This is a genomic window from Trichocoleus sp. FACHB-90 (assembly GCF_014695505.1).
Taxonomy (GTDB): domain Bacteria; phylum Cyanobacteriota; class Cyanobacteriia; order Cyanobacteriales; family FACHB-T130; genus Funiculus; species Funiculus sociatus.
Window position 1 is genome coordinate 97,889 of sequence record NZ_JACJOK010000087.1, and the last position, 17,500, is coordinate 115,388.

15 protein-coding genes are annotated in these 17,500 nt (G+C 45.2%); 9 read left to right on the forward strand and 6 right to left on the reverse strand.

Annotated features, from left to right (window positions below; genetic code table 11):
• Positions 1–299: 299 nt before the first annotated feature.
• The 3 genes from H6F74_RS25610 to H6F74_RS25620 are packed head-to-tail and all read right to left on the reverse strand — an operon-like array spanning position 300 to position 2,748.
• A complete protein-coding gene (locus tag H6F74_RS25610) occupies positions 300–1,571 on the reverse strand; it encodes an ATP-grasp domain-containing protein (RefSeq protein ID WP_190444946.1) in 1,272 nt (423 codons plus the stop codon).
• A gap of 54 nt (positions 1,572–1,625) precedes the next feature.
• Positions 1,626–2,552 (reverse strand): isoaspartyl peptidase/L-asparaginase family protein, encoded by a 927-nt coding sequence (locus H6F74_RS25615; RefSeq protein ID WP_190444947.1) that lies wholly within the window; start codon positions 2,550–2,552, stop codon positions 1,626–1,628.
• Between the two features lie 13 nt (positions 2,553–2,565).
• Positions 2,566–2,748, reverse strand: coding sequence for a hypothetical protein (locus H6F74_RS25620; RefSeq protein WP_206756353.1), 183 nt, complete (start codon positions 2,746–2,748; stop codon positions 2,566–2,568).
• Positions 2,749–3,288: 540 nt separating this feature from the next.
• Here H6F74_RS25620 and H6F74_RS25625 point away from each other — a divergent pair.
• Positions 3,289–4,194, forward strand: coding sequence for a CoB--CoM heterodisulfide reductase iron-sulfur subunit B family protein (locus H6F74_RS25625; protein ID WP_190444949.1), 906 nt, complete (start codon positions 3,289–3,291; stop codon positions 4,192–4,194).
• 320 nt (positions 4,195–4,514) lie between these two features.
• On the opposite strand, the gene H6F74_RS25630 is transcribed toward H6F74_RS25625, so the two are convergent.
• Complete coding sequence (locus tag H6F74_RS25630) at positions 4,515–5,297, reverse strand: CPBP family glutamic-type intramembrane protease (RefSeq protein ID WP_190444950.1); 783 nt, start codon at positions 5,295–5,297, stop codon at positions 4,515–4,517.
• Positions 5,298–5,495: 198 nt separating this feature from the next.
• On the opposite strand from H6F74_RS25630, the gene H6F74_RS25635 reads away from it, so the two are divergent.
• The 6 genes from H6F74_RS25635 (at position 5,496) to H6F74_RS25660 (ending at position 10,761) form a co-directional block, all read left to right on the forward strand.
• On the forward strand, positions 5,496–5,954 hold the full coding sequence (locus tag H6F74_RS25635) for a hypothetical protein (protein ID WP_190444951.1): 459 nt from the start codon (positions 5,496–5,498) through the stop codon (positions 5,952–5,954).
• Positions 5,955–6,119: 165 nt separating this feature from the next.
• The gene (locus tag H6F74_RS25640; RefSeq protein WP_190444952.1) at positions 6,120–6,827 is read left to right on the forward strand and encodes a response regulator transcription factor; all 708 of its coding nucleotides are present in this window, start codon (positions 6,120–6,122) and stop codon (positions 6,825–6,827) included.
• Positions 6,828–6,829: 2 nt separating this feature from the next.
• Complete coding sequence (locus tag H6F74_RS25645; RefSeq protein ID WP_190444953.1) at positions 6,830–7,930, forward strand: HAMP domain-containing sensor histidine kinase; 1,101 nt, start codon at positions 6,830–6,832, stop codon at positions 7,928–7,930.
• 211 nt (positions 7,931–8,141) lie between these two features.
• Positions 8,142–8,342, forward strand: coding sequence for a hypothetical protein (locus H6F74_RS25650; protein WP_190444954.1), 201 nt, complete (start codon positions 8,142–8,144; stop codon positions 8,340–8,342).
• A gap of 767 nt (positions 8,343–9,109) precedes the next feature.
• Positions 9,110–9,652 carry a hypothetical protein gene (locus tag H6F74_RS25655; protein ID WP_190444955.1) on the forward strand — a complete coding sequence of 181 codons (543 nt, stop codon included), beginning with the start codon at positions 9,110–9,112 and terminating at the stop codon, positions 9,650–9,652.
• A gap of 353 nt (positions 9,653–10,005) precedes the next feature.
• A complete protein-coding gene (locus tag H6F74_RS25660) occupies positions 10,006–10,761 on the forward strand; it encodes a hypothetical protein (RefSeq protein ID WP_190444956.1) in 756 nt (251 codons plus the stop codon).
• 203 nt (positions 10,762–10,964) lie between these two features.
• Here H6F74_RS25660 and H6F74_RS25665 read toward each other — a convergent pair whose 3' ends face one another.
• The gene (locus tag H6F74_RS25665; protein ID WP_190444957.1) at positions 10,965–11,762 is read right to left on the reverse strand and encodes a DUF1206 domain-containing protein; all 798 of its coding nucleotides are present in this window, start codon (positions 11,760–11,762) and stop codon (positions 10,965–10,967) included.
• A gap of 257 nt (positions 11,763–12,019) precedes the next feature.
• Between H6F74_RS25665 and H6F74_RS25670 the strand changes: the two genes are divergently transcribed.
• Positions 12,020–13,096 carry an AI-2E family transporter gene (locus tag H6F74_RS25670; RefSeq protein WP_190444958.1) on the forward strand — a complete coding sequence of 359 codons (1,077 nt, stop codon included), beginning with the start codon at positions 12,020–12,022 and terminating at the stop codon, positions 13,094–13,096.
• A gap of 369 nt (positions 13,097–13,465) precedes the next feature.
• On the opposite strand, the gene H6F74_RS25675 is transcribed toward H6F74_RS25670, so the two are convergent.
• The gene (locus tag H6F74_RS25675; RefSeq protein ID WP_190444959.1) at positions 13,466–13,618 is read right to left on the reverse strand and encodes a hypothetical protein; all 153 of its coding nucleotides are present in this window, start codon (positions 13,616–13,618) and stop codon (positions 13,466–13,468) included.
• Between the two features lie 30 nt (positions 13,619–13,648).
• Between H6F74_RS25675 and H6F74_RS25680 the strand changes: the two genes are divergently transcribed.
• A complete protein-coding gene (locus tag H6F74_RS25680; protein WP_190444960.1) occupies positions 13,649–17,170 on the forward strand; it encodes a lamin tail domain-containing protein in 3,522 nt (1,173 codons plus the stop codon).
• Positions 17,171–17,500: the final 330 nt, after the last annotated feature.

The following is a 17,500-nucleotide window of genomic DNA, read 5'->3' on the forward strand; positions in this document are numbered from 1 at the left end:
ATATTGAGTTACCATAACAACCTGAAAACTCCGCCCCCAAAGCTTTTCAGCTCACTGAGATGAGAATACAATTTAAATAATACTAATAACAATCCTGAAATCTACAACGGTTGTCTGTGGACTCAAATACAAGACTTAACCCCCAGCCTGCTCACTCCCTCCCCAGTAGGGAAGAGCGGGAAAAATTTTTATTTTTATCCTTACAAGGGAGATGTTTGTCGCTCTTGTGACGAGACACTACAAACGAACAGATATGTCGCAACTCCTTCAACGGCTGCGATATATTGAGCCAAGGCTTTTTAGCTAACCAACTGCAATCCCTTCTCATGCAGGCTATGCTCAATGCCCTGCATCTGGTCAAGGGTTTCTCCAGTGACGATTCCGTAAATTTCTGTGTAGATTTTGCCATATTTAACCTTCTCTAGAGCCGACAGGATCGTGAAGTCGTGGCGCTCTAGTTCTGGCTTTAGGTTGACTAAAATCGACTCCAAGGTTCCATCCATACGGTAGTCACTGGAATATGTAGCGACTTCTTTCCCTAGTTCCAGCAGCGTATGACGCTGCAAGCAGAGGGGCGTTGAGCCATTAACTCGAAAATTGGCATCGATCGCGTAAAGTTCGCCGTCTTTATTTTCCAACACGTCGAACCCAATAACGCCGAAATATCCCTGCTGGTGAGCATACTGACCGACAGCAGCAATCATCTCATAGAACTTGCTCATGTCAGTACGGTAGTGAATCAGCCCCCCTAGATATTTGCCATCAGGGGTGACGAGTTGCTGAGTAACACCGATCAGGGTGATGTCTCCTACCTTGTTGACGTAAAACTGCACGCAGTAGTTTTGCACTTCATCTTTGACGAATTCCGAGACGATGATGGTATCCACCAGCTTGATAGCCAGATATTTCCTGATTTCTTCCAAAGAGTAGTTCAGGTGGCTGGCGCTTTTGATAATATAAGTACCTTCGCCTGAGAGTCCGTGAGATGTTTTGATCAAGTAGGGGAATTGCTCCGGTAACTTAATCTCATCAAGATTGCAGGTGTGCAGATTGTAGCTCTGATACTTTGGACAGGGAACCCCAAGATCGGCTAGCGTTACTTTGCTCAGGAGACGGTAGTGAGTATCTGGATCGACAGCGTGCTTCTGGGGAAGTAAACCATCGAAAGGGAATAAGGTAATAACTCGCTCAAAGCGATCGCTCTGATTGAGTTCATCTAAATAAACCTGCCGATCCAACAGTTCCAAATTGTTGTAGCCAAAGCCAAAACACTCTCGCCAGTAGTCAATCAACAGGTCTGGCGGCGGACTAAGAATAATACCGGGAATGGTATCCCCTAGAACCGCCAGGTTTTTCCAAGGTTCCTTCTCACCAATCTTGTCATAGCCAGTTTTGGTGGCTTCATCACTACCGTCTTGAAGGAAGTATTTTTTCGTGTTGGGATAAGTTGCCCAACTAGCAGTCGCGGGGTAATTCAAGATGAACGTATACCCCGCATCTGTTATGTCTTGGGCAAATAGCTCAGAAAAAGAACTTCCTTGGAAATACTGGAAGTTGTATTGATGGTTCATAGGGAGATGCCTGGAGGTCTCAAAACCGTTACTTACCAGAAGCAGTCAAAGCAATTATGCGCTTTTAGCGAAACGCTCGTCTTCCTTCTTTGTAAATACTGCTGCCCGATCCATTTCTGAGCTTCTATAGCCAACTGCCATGTCTTGGGAATTGTACGCCCAACCGATTTGTCCCTGAGGATTTAAAACAATACATCCGGCTTCTCCAGCAACCTGCTGCTTGAGCTTATCAATTGCCATCTGAGCTGCTTCCTCTGGATGACGTGTAGCGGAGCCATTCGAGCTAGGGGAATTGCCCACCAATAAATCGACAGCAGTCCTAGCCAAACCCACCGGGATTATAGACTCTCCATCGCCTGTAGTTGAGCAAGCGCCCTGACTATTCGCGTACAAGCCACATCCCACCAGTGCGGTATCGCCAACACGACCTGGTAGTTGGTTCTCAAGACCTCCCGTTGAGGTTCCGGCAACCAAGTTACCATTGACATCCAGCGCCACACAGCCGACAGTAGCAGGGCGATCGTGCGGCGTGTTCTGCTGCTCCCATTCCTCCTGCTGTTCATCACTAATCAAATCTGTTGGCTCGCACATCTCGCAGCCATGCTCAGCAGCAAAGCGTTCTGCGCCTTCTGCTACAAGCAGCGACGGCTTTTCGTCTAAAATTTTCCTTGCCACTGAAATGGGGTGAGCGATTCGCTGTACTGCTGCCACACCTCCCCACCGCAATTTGTCACTTTCCATCATCGCAGCATCCAGGTACACTTCACCTTCAACGTCGAGGGTGGCACCCAGACTGGCATTGAAGGTTGCATCGCTCTCCAGCACTCGGATGGCAGCCTCAACTGCGTCTTTGGCATCACCGCCTTGTTCAAGCACAGCCCAACCTGCCTCGACAGCAGCTAAACAACCTTTTGTATTCGCTGTTGTCTTATCTTCTGAAATGGTTTTTGCTCCACCATGCACGATGATCGCTATTGTCATATTCCTCCACCAATTAAATTGAATTTGAATACAGCACGTTTGGCGTTGAGTGATCCTCGCTGGCAGTTTCAACTGCTTTAACTGCCCTGACTTGTTCAAAAACAGTTGCATCAGCAACGACTGGAACCGCGTTACTGCCCATGCGAGGAATCTTGTCTACACGAAGGTTCAACCCTACCTGACTACAAGCAGCCACTACCAAGTTGACGCCCTGTTTAGCAATTTGCTAAACAGTTTCGCGCCTGATACTGCAAGAAACTCCCAAGATGGCAACAACTTGTCCATTGACAAGCTTGAGTTGCATCCTTGTCGTTTTTTGCTGATGGCTGGGAATGTTTAAGAAGCAGTCGCTTCTTAATAGAATAGATGTTGTTGTTTTACCAAGCTTCTACCGCAGGAGGCGGCTGGCTTTCTCTACAGACGGAGTTCTACATTACGTCAATCTGTATTTTTCGATACATTCTTTTTTAAAATTCTGCAAGCGCGAACAATAGACTGTCCGGTTATTTCAAGGCAGCCTCATCCCAATCAAAAAGTAGCTGTATCTATCCTCACAATCGAATTCAATACCAGCCCATCTGTCATACCTACAAACGCCCAACTCAAATCGAGAAGGTTTTATGTTTATCTTCGCAACGTGACCTAATAATTCCCCGTTCAAGAGCGATGATAGAGATATCAGCTTGTTTCCCCCACGCTACGCTCATGCGATCGCGTGTTTTCTTCACTCAAGGCTATGCCATCCCAAACTCTCAGATATGCTTACTTCCCCGGCTGCGTTGCCCAAGGAGCTTGCCGGGAACTTTACCAGTCTACAGCAGCCCTCACCCAAGCATTGGGAATTGAACTGATTGAACTGAAAAAAGCCTCCTGTTGCGGTTCTGGCACCTTCAAAGAAGATTCCCAACTGCTAGAAGATACCGTTAACGCCCGCAATATTGCTCTCGCCGAGCAACTGAATCTGCCGTTACTCACACATTGCAGCACTTGTCAAGGGGTGATTGGTCATGTGGATGAGCGTTTGAAGGAATCCCAACAAACCAACCCAAACTACTTTGAGCAGGTTAATGGCTTATTGAAAAAAGAAGGCTGTTCGCCTTATCAGGGCAGTACCGAAGTCAAACACCTACTATGGGCGTTAGTAGCAGATTACGGACTAGAAGAACTGCAAAACCGGGTTAGCCGCAAGCTTGCTGGGTTGAAGTGTGCAGCATTTTATGGTTGCTACTTGCTACGCGCCCAAACTCATATACCCTACGACGACCCATTGGAACCAGAATCGATGGAGAATGTGTTCCGGACGCTGGGGGCGACACCAGTTTATTACCGAGGACGCACCCAATGCTGCGGCTGGCCTCTTTCCAGTTATGCGACAACGCAATCTTTTAAGATGGCTGGTTCGCACATCCAAGAAGCACTTGACGCTGGTGCTGATTGTATGGTGACGCCTTGCCCATTGTGTCACCTGAATTTAGATTCTCGTCAACCGGAAGTGGAAAAGGTGATCGGCAAGACTCTGGGTTTGCCAGTGCTGCATCTACCTCAGCTTATCTGCCTCGCGTTGGGGATTAGTCCGCAACAACTCGGTTTGGATAGGCACATTGTCTCAACTCGTCCAGTGTTGGAAAAATTAGGCTTTTAGTTGTCAGTTGTTCCACATTTAATGAAGCAGGTCGTCAAACCCTAAAATTTGTAGGTTGGGGAGCCACCCTGGTGTGGGGGTTTCCCTCGTTGAGGGACGAACTCGAACAAATACAGCGCTTTCCCTTGTGAGTGAGGTACAAAGATGCCCGACTTCTCCAAGAAGTCGGGCATCTCTCCAGATAGCCTGTACTTCATCCGACTGCAAGCCGCTGTATAAGCATTTGTTGGGTAAGGTTCCAAGGGCCCAACCTAACGCAGGTCTTTAATTTTTAACTTCTTCGTGAACCGTCTTGTTCTTTAAGTAAGTGAATAACTTTTTCACGCCAAGAATAACGCTGCTCCAATAACGTGCAGAACGATGTCACTCCAGAAGTGCGCTACCATTGCGGCTAAAAGTCCCTTTCTCCAATAGAGCCAGCCAAAAAGCAATCCTGGGATACCGTTGAGCAATAAGGCCCGTGTCACCACAAAGGGAGTTAGGGGGACTAGACGAGCGGTTATTGGTAAGTGACCCGCCCCAAAAATTAAGGCAGTTAGAGCGATCGCGCTCCACATTACACTTGACTTAGGATGTGGCTGACGGGTGAGCTTTGTTCCCAACCAAACCAGTAACGTCATCAAACCCAAGCGCAACAGCAATTCCTCGGTAATCCCACCGTAGAAGGAAGCCAAGAAACCTTGCCACAGTGAGGGAAGCGGTACTTTGCGTAAGGCATCAGGTAAAAAGGGGACAAACACAAAAATCTCTAGCAGCAACATAATCCCTGCTACGATCACACCTGCACCAACAGATATGGGTAGGGATGCCCGAAACCGATGAGACGCTTCCGGGTCGCCTGCTAACCAGGCTTTAAGCACGGGTGCGCCTAGTCCAACTTTACCCCCTAACCAAAGCCCCAGCCCGGTCACGAAAGCTGTTTGCACCGAAGCTTGTACTGTGACTAATAGCAAGAATTGCCAAATAGGTATAGAAGGCGGCTCGATTAAGCTAAAAATATAAGGAAGGCTTGCTAAGGAGCCAAGCACTCCGCCAGCCGTTAGTATTCCAAAGACTTTTAAGTTCGCGGACTTATTTGGCTCTAAGGTTGCTTTCCTAGACATCCTAATCCTCTATAGTTTTCTCAAATTTCAGCTAAGTTTCACCATAGAATTAGCTAGAGTGATCGCACTTCCTCCATCAGGGTTCACCTAGCTGGGCGAACAAAAAAAGCTTTGTTACTAACTTAGGAGCTATTTGCTGGATATACCTTTAATCCAGTTTGGTGCTGTATCTTAGAAACAAGCACTGGTAGGCAAGCTATGGATTTTGAACCGGAAGTCACCACTACATCGACACCCAAAGCCGCCGAATTTGACTACCCTCAAGCAAAGCCTCTAGCATTGCTGCGGGATACAGAATGTTTGCTGCGACGCAAAACCGTAAAAACCTTAATGCCAGTTTTGCCGCCGCCTGTGGCAAATAATTTGCAAGCAGCTTCAGCAGTTGCAGACGAGTCTCTCCGCGAGTTGGCAGAAATTGACCTGGATGCCATCAGTGATGATGAACTAAAACCCGCTAGAATTTTCATCGGTTTGACCTTTTCGGGGTTTGGGGCGTTATTTATGGTTTTATTGGTACTCTATTTAGATGCCCTGCACCCGGAACTTAGTGCAGCAGAACAGATTCGAGAATATTGGTATCAATACGTCTGGTTTGTTTGTTTAGGTGTTGCTGGGATGATGATATTGGGTCGAGAAGCGATGCGTCCGAAAAATTAAAAATTGAGAATCGATTTTTAATTTAAGTAGGCGGATGCGATTAGATAGAAGATGTTCGTAGGATGGGTTGACGTAGAAAACCCAACATCTGCATGGGTTAGCAATAGCGTAACCCATCCTACAAATAATTAATCCCACCTACTTACTAATTTTTAATGGTTATAAATGGATATTTTGATTGTTGAGGATGAACCGGAAATTGCTAAGCTCATCCAGACAGCTTTAGAACGAGAGGGTTTTTCTTGCCATCACTCCCGCGATGGTTTGAAAGCTTTACAAGTTTTTCAGGAGCAACAACCGGATTTAATCGTTCTTGATTTGATGTTACCTGGTTTGGATGGACTGGAAGTGTGTGCCAGAATCCGACAGAAACCTGGTGCGAAAGACCCTTATATTTTGATGCTGACTGCTAGGGGTGAGGAAATTGACCGCGTTATCGGACTTTCTACTGGTGCTGATGATTATCTGGTAAAACCGTTTAGTCCTAGAGAATTGGTTGCTAGAGTAAGGGCGTTATTGCGCCGCAGTTTGCGTCAGGGAGGACAACATCAGGTTTATCATACACAACATTTCGCTGTTGATGTAGAGCAGCGCACTGCTAAACGCCAAATCGATTCTCAACAATCAGAAATTTTAGATTTGACGACTCTAGAATTTAACTTGTTATCTACTTTTATCAGTCATCCTGGTAGAGTTTGGAACCGAACGCAACTAATAGAGAAACTTTGGGGGGATGACTTTTTTGGTGATGAACGAGTTGTAGATACTCATGTGGCGCGGTTGCGGAAAAAAATTGAGCCAGATCCAGCCAATCCTAGCTTTATTAAGACGGTGGTAGGTGTTGGCTATAAATTTGAAGATGCCATAGGATAAAAATGCCGTTGAATAAAGTTGGATTGCGATCGCGTCTATTTCTTTCCCACCTCTTGGTCATGATGGTGGGAGTGGGTAGCCTACTGGCGATTAGCAAATTGTCTTCGCCGCGCTTTTTTATCGTGCAGCTGCAACAAATCGAAATATCTGGGGTGCAAGTACGCTATGCCCGGAGGCAGCTGGTAAGAAGCTTTGAAACAGCTTGGAGTCGCAGCACCTTATTATCAGTTCTTGTGGGTGCTACCGCAGCGGGTGGATTGAGCTATTTGGTAACGCGGCGGATCGTCCAGCCTTTGAAACAAATGGAACAAATCACCCAAAAGTTTGCTGCCGGACATCTGGATGAACGACTACCAAACAGCGAAATTCGGGAACTCAATCGGCTGGCTGCAAGTTTTAATCGCATGGCATCCAGTCTCGAAGGCGTGGAACAGCGGCGGCGGGAACTTATTAGCGACCTCACTCACGAACTTCGGACACCCCTAACAGTGATTCGCGGTTATTTGGAGGAGATGGCTGACGGCGGAATTGAACCATCGCCAGAAGTTTACCAGCAGCTGGTGCGCGAAACCACTAGGTTAGAGCGGTTAGTCAACGATTTGCAGGAACTTTCTAAGGCGGAAGCTGGCTATTTGCCGATTAATCTCCAGCCTGTTAATTTACGACCTTTATTAGAGTCTTTGGTAGAAAGATTTTCTGAGCAGTTGTTGGAAGATGGCCCGGTAGTCTTGAAATTAGACTGTCCGCCCCAACTGCCCCCTGTCTTAGCGGATATTGACCGCGTGGAACAGGTTTTGGTGAATCTGCTGGGAAATGCGCTGCTATACACCAGTTTTGGTTCGATTACTGTCCGAGTTTGGAGTGCATCACAACGGCTGTGGATTGCTGTAGTTGACACGGGTAAAGGAATTGCGCTGGAAGATTTACCCCATGTCTTTGAGCGTTTTTGGCGAGCTGACGAGTCTCGCTCTCAGAATTCTAGAGGAACTGGCATCGGGTTAGCTATCTCCTCGCGCTTGATTGAACTGCAAGGCGGTCAGATTGAGGTAGAAAGTAAGCTGGGCATGGGCAGCACGTTTCGTTTTTTTCTGCCTTTGGCTTGAGTACAAATTTTTGATTTCGGATTGGGATCAGCTACCTACAACTTTCTTTCGCTACAGATTCTCTACACAAGTTGGTCACATGGTTGTAACACCGGGCTGATAGGCTTGAAGTAGCAGATAATACAATTCATTGTAAAGTTTTGTAACGAAATAGTGATTGCCGAGCTAGGTTACGGGAACCCTTATAAAAGAAGTTGTTCTGGAGACACTTATGATCTGCGTAAAAGTTCTTTACCTGCTGATAGCCGCCACTTTGTTTGCTATTTGGTTAGAATTCTTCAAGCGCGATCGCACTTGGAAGACACAAGAGCGCCTTCCAGGTTTTGTGACTTTGGTGGTAGCAACTATTTTTTGGCCTTTGGTTCTTCCCATTGCTTATATAGAAATTTTGAAATCCAAATCTCAACTATAAGGAAAAGCAATACTGCTTTTATTTTCCTTGCTGCTATTCTCAGTTGAGACAAGCAATTGAATTATATGAGTTCTTGTAAAGAGACTATTGTCAAATAATTGTCAATCAGTCTGGTGATTCATATATCTAAGACGAGTATTTGGTATAGCTTGATAAAAATACTGCTTGAAATGTTTTTAGATCGCATGACATTGGATCTCAAAGTATTTCAAGCAGTATTTCACTTTCATACCTTTAATATTGATATCAGTGGTATTTAGTCGCCACCATAAAAGAACTTTATAGATAGAAAAATGGGGGATTATGCTTTCCCTTACGCAGATGTGCAACTGCATCTCCACGGGTTTAAGCCGCAGTAAGTTAGGGTGAATGGTACAGAGGTTGCTGTTGAGGGGAAAAATGGAGTCCAAACTCTACCTATTGTGGGCTGTTACGGTGGGACATCGCTTCCAGCAAGCTCGCTTTCAAAGAAAGTTCACAAATAACACTCTTTGAGGAATAAGTATGTATTCTACTTCTCTTTCTCTAGGCAGACGCAAAACAGCGGCTTTGGGTTTTAAATTATAAGTAATTGGTCGTTATTCCATGACGATAAGTCGCCTAATTTAATTGGGTGGCAGGTAATTTTATAGTTGCCTAGTTGGGCATTTTAAAAACAGTGCGAAGAAACCTTTATTGAGTTTAAGAATAAAGGTTTTTCTGTACCTAATCAGTAGGGCAATTTACCAATTGTGCCTAAAATATTATAGTTTTGAGGAGTGTTTCCAATGCTACAGAAGAACGTAAAAACTAGCGGTTTGGCTCAAGGGCTGTGGAAGGTAAAGGGAGCGATCGCGTTAGGATTTTTGGCTTTAGTGCTTCCGGCTTGCGGCACACCTGAAAGAGAAGCAACTGTCCCTTCTCCTACTGCACCTGTAACTGCTCCTGATGCTGCAAATGCACCTGTAACTGCTCCTGATGCTGGAAACACATCTGTAGAAACAGTTGTTGAAGACACTCGCAAACTCATAGGTCAGACTGTAACTGTCTCTGGGGAAGTTGAAGAAATTGTTGGTGCAAAAGCTTTCCAAATGGAAGACGAAAAGATATTCAATAACGACAAAGTGCTGGTTATAAATGCAACTCCAGCAGCTGTTCCCATTACTGAAGGCAAAGATGTCCGAGTAACGGGGGTAGTTCGTGAATTTGTTCTGGCTGAGTTCGAGAAAGATTACGACTTGACTTGGGATTTAAACTTAAAGCAAAAGATAGAAGCAGAATATAAGAATAAGCCTGTGATCGTTGCTCAAACAACCCAAGTGATTGAATAAAGAATGTTGTTGATTGATGGAATGATCGAGTGCAGAATATAACCAGTTAAGTTGCCGGGTCATTCCTTCATTTATCAATACTACTGGTTAACTAAATAAAAGCTAGGCAGTTCGATTAAAGCTAAAAGTCATATAAAATAACTTTTACTTTCAGGCTTATAATTTAAGGGGAAGCAATTTGCTTCCCCTTATGTTTTATGAATTAGTTTTTATTTCTTTCCAAGTATTAAATTACCGGAATTTAATACATTTATTTTATTTGGCCCAGACCGAAAAAAGAAAAATCACTTTTCCCAGTGAGTATTTTCGAGTGATTGATAAGAGTAGACAGATTTTCAAGAGTGGTAATCTCAATGGTAAATAAATATTTGCATAAATGGAAGGCTAAAGAAGCGGCTCTATTACTCTTTACTGTATTTCTTGCCGCGTGTAATCTCTCATCTACTCCTGAGGCTACCACGACGATAAGTAAAGTTGTTAACAAATCAGCTAAGGATTTCATAGGCAAAACTATAACTGTAAATGGTGAAGTCGAAGAAATAATTGGTTCAAAAGCGTTTTTAATCGAAGGTGAAACGCTATTTATCGATCCAGTAGTGTTGATAGTGAGTGCTAAAGAAGCCCGTCTAATTGAAGATTCTCATGTCCGAGTGACGGGTAAAGTTACTACATTTATTCTTGCCGATATCGAGAGAAATTTGAGCTTTGATTTAGAGGATAATCTATTTAAGAAATACGAGGGAGAATCTGTAATTATAGCCTCGGACGTGACTCTAACACCCGAACCGGGTGAAGTCGGCGAAGAACCAGATAAATACTTTGGTCAGGTTGTAACTGTAACTAGCAATGTTGAAAAAGTTATCAGCCCAAATACCTTTCTACTCGATGACCAAGAATTGATTGGCGGTAAAGAGTTACTGGTAACAGGTGCCGTTATAGCAGGAGATCCGATTAAAAAAGGTGAAATTGTTGAAGTGACGGGTCTAGTCCGTAAGTTTGTTAAAGCCGAAATCGAAAGAGATTTTGATTTTAACTTGCAGCCTGAATTGAAAATAGAATATGAGAACCAACCTGTAGTAATTGCTCAGTCAGTCAAAAGGTTGAAATGAGAGAGTGAGCCATTTAGTGGGTAGCGCTATTTTGCACAGACCAAACTTACAACGGTAATAGGTTTTCTCCAATCACTAATTATATACAAATTATTATTAACGAGGAACTGAAAATTTCTATATAGCAATCTTATTTAATTTGTCTCGGCGCTTGGGTTAAAAAAAGTAGCTTTCAGCCCAGTAAATAAGATTATTAGATTAATTTATGGGGGATCAATGCGACGATACCGCGCTTGAATCAACATATAGAGAGAATAGGCGATGAAACCCAAAGCGATCGCGCCTAGAATCCACTGACCGAGAGTTTCTTCTGCCAGCGCTTGCAGAGAACCCCCCAGTCCTTGAACTTCGCCTGGGTCATCCTGAAGTGCAGCTTGAATCACTAAAAGACCGATAAGACCGAAAGCAGCACCACGCGCAGAAATCCCAAATCTGCCAAGCCAAGTTACCCATTGTATCTCAGCTTTACTCATGTTGAGCAATTTGAAGTGTTTGCGGAATTTAGCAGTGTAAGCTTCATACAAAAAGGAAACACCCACAGCGATCGCGATCGCTCCGACAATCCAAAATAACTCTTGTCCCAAGGGTTGTTCTAGCAAACGCGCCGCCCAGTCTCGCCGCCAGCTGCTATCGTCGCCTTCCTCACCAAAAACAGTCTGCACAGCGCTCAGCGATACACCTGCGTAGCTCAGACCGCTGAGCGCATAGCCAAGGCGCTGTAAAATTCTCTTAGCATTAATCTTGCCTTGATGCTCCGGATCGAACAATGCCTGAGTCAACTGCCATAGCACGTACCCCATCAGACCAAAAGCAATCAAAGCAAGCAAAAATTTTCCAAATGGCTGTGCAACAATTGTATCCAAAGCTCCACTCGTGTCAGCCGTTTTGCTGCCAGAGCCTAACGCCACAGGTATCGCCAGCAAGCCAATAATAAAGTACACTATTCCCTTCGCCGCATAACCGAACCGCGCAAGTTGCTCTATCCAAGTGCTACTAGGCATTTATTTATGATGAAATCTATCTGATGGAATTGCCTCAACACTCAGCCTTACAAAAGACTAGGGATTAACGAGTGTGCTTGATACTATATTCGCCACAGTTAAGGCGTGAAAACCCTAAACTTAATATATAAATTAACATAAAGCAAAATCTTAAAACCGCTTTTTATACACTTCCTTAAGGAGGAAGACACAAGCAGTTTCAAAAGATTAAATTCAACACAACCGCTTCAAATCAACCAAAAGATGGAGACAGGATTGTGCGTCTAGGGCAATGGGTCGGATTAATCGCCCTGATCATTTCTCTTTACATCTTGTGGAAAATCCGGCAAGTTGTGTTGCTGGCTTTTATGGCTGTAGTCTTGGCAACAGCTATAAACCAACTTGTAAAATGGCTTGTGCAACGGGGAGTCAACCGAGGCATCGCCATTACATTATCAATTATTAGTATAGTCACAATTGTGACTATTTTTCTTGCCTTGATTGTTCCACCTTTTTATAATCAACTGCCACAATTGATTGAATGGGTGCCACAAGGATTAGATCGGCTACGAGTGTGGGCTGAATCGCTGCAAAGCCGACTTCCAGGGCAATCTTTAGAAGATGCCCGTGTTTTTAGTCGTTTAACTGAACAATTACCCGGTTTTATTAATCGGCTGCTTACAAATTTTTATAGCTTGTTTGCTAACTCAATTCAAATTATTCTGAGCTTATTGTTGGTCTTAGTTGTGACCATCATGCTTTTGGCGAATCCCAGTTCTTACCGAAAGGCATTTTTGCTGCTATTTCCTAGCTTCTATCGTCAGCGAGTCAATAAGATTCTTTCTAAATGCGAAGTTGCTCTGAGTGGTTGGTTAATTGGCATTCTTTTTAATATGACTGTGATTGCCCTTTTGAGCGGTTTGGGTTTGTCGATTTTGCAGGTGCAACTCCCTCTAGCTAATGCTCTTTTAGCAGGTTTATTAACGTTTATTCCTAATCTTGGCCCTACTTTAAGTGTTATACCACCAGCAGCACTTGCCTTACTTGATGCACCTTGGAAAGCAGGTGCAGTGATAGTTTTATATATCCTTATTCAGCAGATTGAAAGTAACCTTCTGACACCTTTAGTTATGAAGCATCAGGTGTCTCTTCTACCAGCAGTCACCTTGTTGTCACAGGTGGCTTTCGGCATTTTCTTTGGTTTCTTAGGCCTTTTACTGGCTTTGCCCTTAGTGGTTGTGGCTCAAGCTTGGTTAAAGGAGCTTTTGGTTAAAGACATTCTCAATACTTGGCAGGAAGATACAGAAGATAACCAAGATTCACCAATGGCTGAAAGCGAAGAAACTAGCACCTAGTTTAAATTTGAGTTAAGGAACATCCCACTTTTGTAAAAGCACTTGTGGAAGAACTACAAACTTTCTGGTAGCAAGAGCCAATAGGGACTCAGGAGAGTGAGGAGTTATAGACAGGACTTACGCAGTTAATTAGTGAATGCCTGATTGTGTCGTAGGGGCATGGCAATCAAAAAGCCCCTACAGCGTGTTGACGTGCGTCAGCCCTAATAGAAACAGCAATTTATTGCGTTTCGGAGTTATTAATTTATAACTCAAAACTTTCCTCAGCCTCTTGCGGAATACTGATGTAAATTTTCTGTCAAGGACTAGAACACTTTAAATATAAGTGATATCCTGCAAGACGAACTAAAACCTAACTTTAAGTACAGGTTAAAAATAGGTAAATGTTCTTGTTTTTACCTCTAACTTATTGTTTTTCAGATAGACAGGCAGTAGTTCTACTGATTTTAGTTGTCCAACAACTAAAGTCAGCATCGTGTCAGTTTGCCAGATGCGATCGCATCTGAATTTCCAATTCTGCATCTTGCGTTTTCTACCACCAAGGAAGGTTCTATGGCAGGCTTATTTTTCTCAGAGTATGTCGAGGGCAGCAGTAACAACAAAGCACTGGAAATCTACAACAGCACTGATGCGGCAATTGACTTGGCAGCAGCAGGCTATGTGGTGCAGATGTATTTCAATGGCAGCAGCAGTGCTGGGCTGACGATTAACCTAACTGGCACCGTGGCAAACGGCGATGTGTTTGTTCTGGCTCAAAGTAACGCCAATGCAGCGATTTTGGCGCAGGCAGATCAGACAAGTGCTGCAAGTTGGTTTAATGGCGATGATGCGATCGTGCTGCGTAGGGGCGGAGCAACTGGAACCATCATTGATGTAATTGGTCAAGTTGGCGTTGATCCGGGAACCGAATGGGGTAGCGGACTTATAAGTACAGCTGACAACACCCTCCGGCGTAAAAGCAGCGTTACAACTGGCGATACCATCGAGAACAATGCCTTCGACCCCAGCATTGAATGGGATGGCTTTGCTACAGATACGTTGGACGATCTGGGAAGATATACTCGCAGCGACAACCCAACACCAACATCCTCGCTAAGTTTAAGTGTTTCCCCTGTTTCCTTCTCAGAAGCAGCTGGTGCAGATGCGGCTACTGGCACTGTGACTCGCACTGGGGATTTAACAAATCCGCTGACTGTCAACCTTCTTTCCAGCGATACCGGAGAGGCAACAGTTGCCACAACTGTCACTATTGCTGCAAATCAGGCATCGGCAAACTTTGCGATCGCTGCGGTTGATGATGCCCTTATTGATGGCTCTCAGACGGTGACATTAACTGCCTCTACGACTAATACCAACGGTACGACCACCGTCACGGTGACAGATAACGATGCCACGGCAGGGAATGTCCGCATCCGCGATATTCAAGGTGCTAGTCATACCTCGCCGTACTCAGGGCAAAGTGTTTCTAACGTGGCTGGTATTGTCACTGCTGTTAGGTCTAATGGCTTTTATTTGCAAGATCCTGATCCTGATGCGGATGATGCCACCTCTGAGGGAATTTTTGTTTTCACGGGCATAAGACCCACCGTCAGCGCTGGGGACTCTCTGTTGGTAAGCGGTAATGTGAGTGAATTCACTCCAGGCGGTGCTAACTCCAACAATCTGTCAATTACTCAGATTGGTGTTGGTAATACCGGAAGGATTAACACACTCTCAACTGGCAATCCGCTACCTGCTGCGATTGTAATTGGTAGCGATCGCACACCGCCGACGCAGATTATCGATAATGATTCTTTCGCCCTCTTCGATCCTGCCCAAGATGGCATTGACTTCTATGAAAGTCTGGAAGGAATGCGGGTGCAGGTTAATAACGCTGTGGCAGTTAGTCCTACCAACGATTTCGGTGAAATCGCTGTCTTGGCTAACAATGGGGCGAATGCTGGCACTCGTACCGAGCGGGGCGGTATTATCATCCAGCAAGGGGATTTTAATCCAGAACGCATCATCATTGACGATCTGCTAGTTCCTAATGCGCCACAGGTGAATGTAAGCGATCGCTTCAATGGTTCGATTACTGGTGTCATCGACTATAGTTTTGGCAATTACAAGCTGCTTAATACAACAGCCTTGCCAACTGTCACTTCTGGTGGTATAGAGCGGGAAACTACCACGTTAACCGGGACTGAAGACCAGTTGACAGTAGCTAGTTTCAACGTCGAGAATCTTGACCCCAGCGATGGCAGCAAATTCGGCAGCCTTGCCAATTTGATTGTCAACAACCTCAAATCACCAGACATCCTGAGTTTGGAGGAAATACAGGATAACAATGGTGCCACAAATGACAGCGTTGTAGATGCCAACCTGACCTATCAAGCTTTGATAGATGCGATCGCAGCCGCAGGTGGCCCCACTTACGAATTCCGTCAAGTTAACCCAGCAGACGACCAAGATGGCGGTCAGCCTGGAGGTAATATTCGCGTCGGCTTCCTGTTCAACCCTGAGCGAGTTGACTTTGTAGATCGTCCCGGCGGCACTTCCACAACCAACACCACGGTAATTGATGGCAATGGTGCGGAACTTTCCGCCAGTCCCGGTCGCATTGTTGACACCGACCTCTCAGATGGCGATGCTTTTGCCAACAGCCGCAAACCGCTGGTCGGCGAGTTTATCTTCAACGACAATCAAGTTTTTGTCATCGGCAACCACTTTAACTCTAAAGGCGGCGATCAACCACTTTTTGGCAGCAACCAACCACCAACACTCACCTCCGAGGCTCAACGTCTGCAACAAGCTGAGATTGTTAACAACTTTGTAGAAAACATTCTCGCTGCTGATGCCAATGCCAATGTAGCTGTAATGGGTGATTTCAACGACTTTCAGTTCTCAGACCCATTGGAAGTATTGAAAGGGGATGACCTGACTAACTTGGTGGAGACTCTACCACTAAATGAGCAATACACCTACGTGTTTGAGGGTAATTCTCAGGCACTCGATCACATCCTCGTAAGTGGCAATCTCCGCACCAACGCGGCTGCTGAAATTGATATTGTGCATCTAAATGCCGAGTTTGCAGATCAACAAAGCGATCACGATCCGCTGGTGGCTCGTTTTACCCTTCCTACCCCAGTAATCAATGGCACCGCGAATGATGATGTGCTGACTGGCACTAACCGCAATGAAACCATCAATGGCGGTGCTGGTAATGACACAATCGATGGCGGTGCTGGCAATGACACAATCAATGGCGGTGCTGGCGATGACACAATCAATGGCGATGCTGGCGATGACACACTCGATGGCGGTACTGGCTATAACGACCGGATATTTGGTGGTGACGGTAACGACACAATTATCGATCCCGATGGTGTAAACGCCGCTCACGGTAAGGCTGGCAACAACACGATTAACGTCACTTTCGCAGCTGGGTGGGACAATGACACCAACCCCAACAATGGCTCGCGTTCCGACGGGAAGATTGGTGGCGGTTTCGGTGACGACAATATCACCGTGACCATGAACAATAGCAAGTTTTTCATTAACCTGCGAGGCGATGAACCAGTCACCAATCAGCCGCAAGATGGGAATGATGTTATTACCCTATTAGGCACTTATCAGAGTTCGGTTGTTGACATGAATGGCGGCAACGACACCTTTAATGGTGGCGTTGGCGGTGACAATGTATCCGGCGGTAACGGCATCGATCTCTTAAATGGTGGTGCTGGCGGGGACAAATTATCTGGTGGGGATGGCAATGATAGTTTGATTGGCGGTGCTGGTAATGACTTGCTGGTCGGTGGTGCTGGCAACGATGCTCTGACTGGAGACGCTGGAGGAGACAGGTTTGTGTTGGTAGCTGTTAATAATGGTATTGATACCATTGTTGACTTTATGGATGGTGAAGACCGAATTGGGTTGTCGGGTGGTTTGAATTTTGGGCAGTTGAACATTACACAAGGCACGGGTGCTAATGTCAATGACACGCTGATTAGCCTCAAGAGCAATGATGATCTTTTGGCAATCCTAACCGGGGTAGAATCCAGCAGTCTCAATGGTGCGGATTTCACGATGGTATAAAGGATAACTGTAGGTAGCGTGGCAATACTTATTGGTTAACCTCTCCCCAACCCCTTTCCTAAAAGGAGAGGCAGGGTGGTTTCAATGTCAACAGAGAAAAATGAGGATCGGTTGATAAACCATATTCAACCATCAACCCATGACCCTCATAGATCAATTAAAAACCATTGCAGACCCCCGTAGTCCAAGAGGAAAACCAGGGTGGTTTCAATGTCAGCAGAGAAAAATGAGGATGGGTTGATAAACCATATTCAACCATCAACCCATGACCCTCATAGATCAATTAAAAACCATTGCAGACCCCCGTAGTCCAAGAGGAAAACGGCATCC

What these genes read in the sequence shown, in the direction of transcription:
- H6F74_RS25625 (WP_190444949.1), top strand. Translation starts at nt 3,289, where the DNA reads ATGCCATCCCAAACTCTCAGATATGCTTACTTCCCCGGCTGCGTTGCC.
- H6F74_RS25635 (WP_190444951.1), top strand. Translation starts at nt 5,496, where the DNA reads ATGGATTTTGAACCGGAAGTCACCACTACATCGACACCCAAAGCCGCC.
- H6F74_RS25645 (WP_190444953.1), top strand. Translation starts at nt 6,830, where the DNA reads ATGCCGTTGAATAAAGTTGGATTGCGATCGCGTCTATTTCTTTCCCAC.
- H6F74_RS25675 (WP_190444959.1), bottom strand. Translation starts at nt 13,618, where the DNA reads ATGCAGAATTGGAAATTCAGATGCGATCGCATCTGGCAAACTGACACG.
- H6F74_RS25655 (WP_190444955.1), top strand. Translation starts at nt 9,110, where the DNA reads ATGCTACAGAAGAACGTAAAAACTAGCGGTTTGGCTCAAGGGCTGTGG.
- H6F74_RS25650 (WP_190444954.1), top strand. Translation starts at nt 8,142, where the DNA reads ATGATCTGCGTAAAAGTTCTTTACCTGCTGATAGCCGCCACTTTGTTT.
- H6F74_RS25615 (WP_190444947.1), bottom strand. Translation starts at nt 2,552, where the DNA reads ATGACAATAGCGATCATCGTGCATGGTGGAGCAAAAACCATTTCAGAA.
- H6F74_RS25610 (WP_190444946.1), bottom strand. Translation starts at nt 1,571, where the DNA reads ATGAACCATCAATACAACTTCCAGTATTTCCAAGGAAGTTCTTTTTCT.
- H6F74_RS25640 (WP_190444952.1), top strand. Translation starts at nt 6,120, where the DNA reads ATGGATATTTTGATTGTTGAGGATGAACCGGAAATTGCTAAGCTCATC.
- H6F74_RS25680 (WP_190444960.1), top strand. Translation starts at nt 13,649, where the DNA reads ATGGCAGGCTTATTTTTCTCAGAGTATGTCGAGGGCAGCAGTAACAAC.
- H6F74_RS25630 (WP_190444950.1), bottom strand. Translation starts at nt 5,297, where the DNA reads ATGTCTAGGAAAGCAACCTTAGAGCCAAATAAGTCCGCGAACTTAAAA.
- H6F74_RS25660 (WP_190444956.1), top strand. Translation starts at nt 10,006, where the DNA reads ATGGTAAATAAATATTTGCATAAATGGAAGGCTAAAGAAGCGGCTCTA.
- H6F74_RS25665 (WP_190444957.1), bottom strand. Translation starts at nt 11,762, where the DNA reads ATGCCTAGTAGCACTTGGATAGAGCAACTTGCGCGGTTCGGTTATGCG.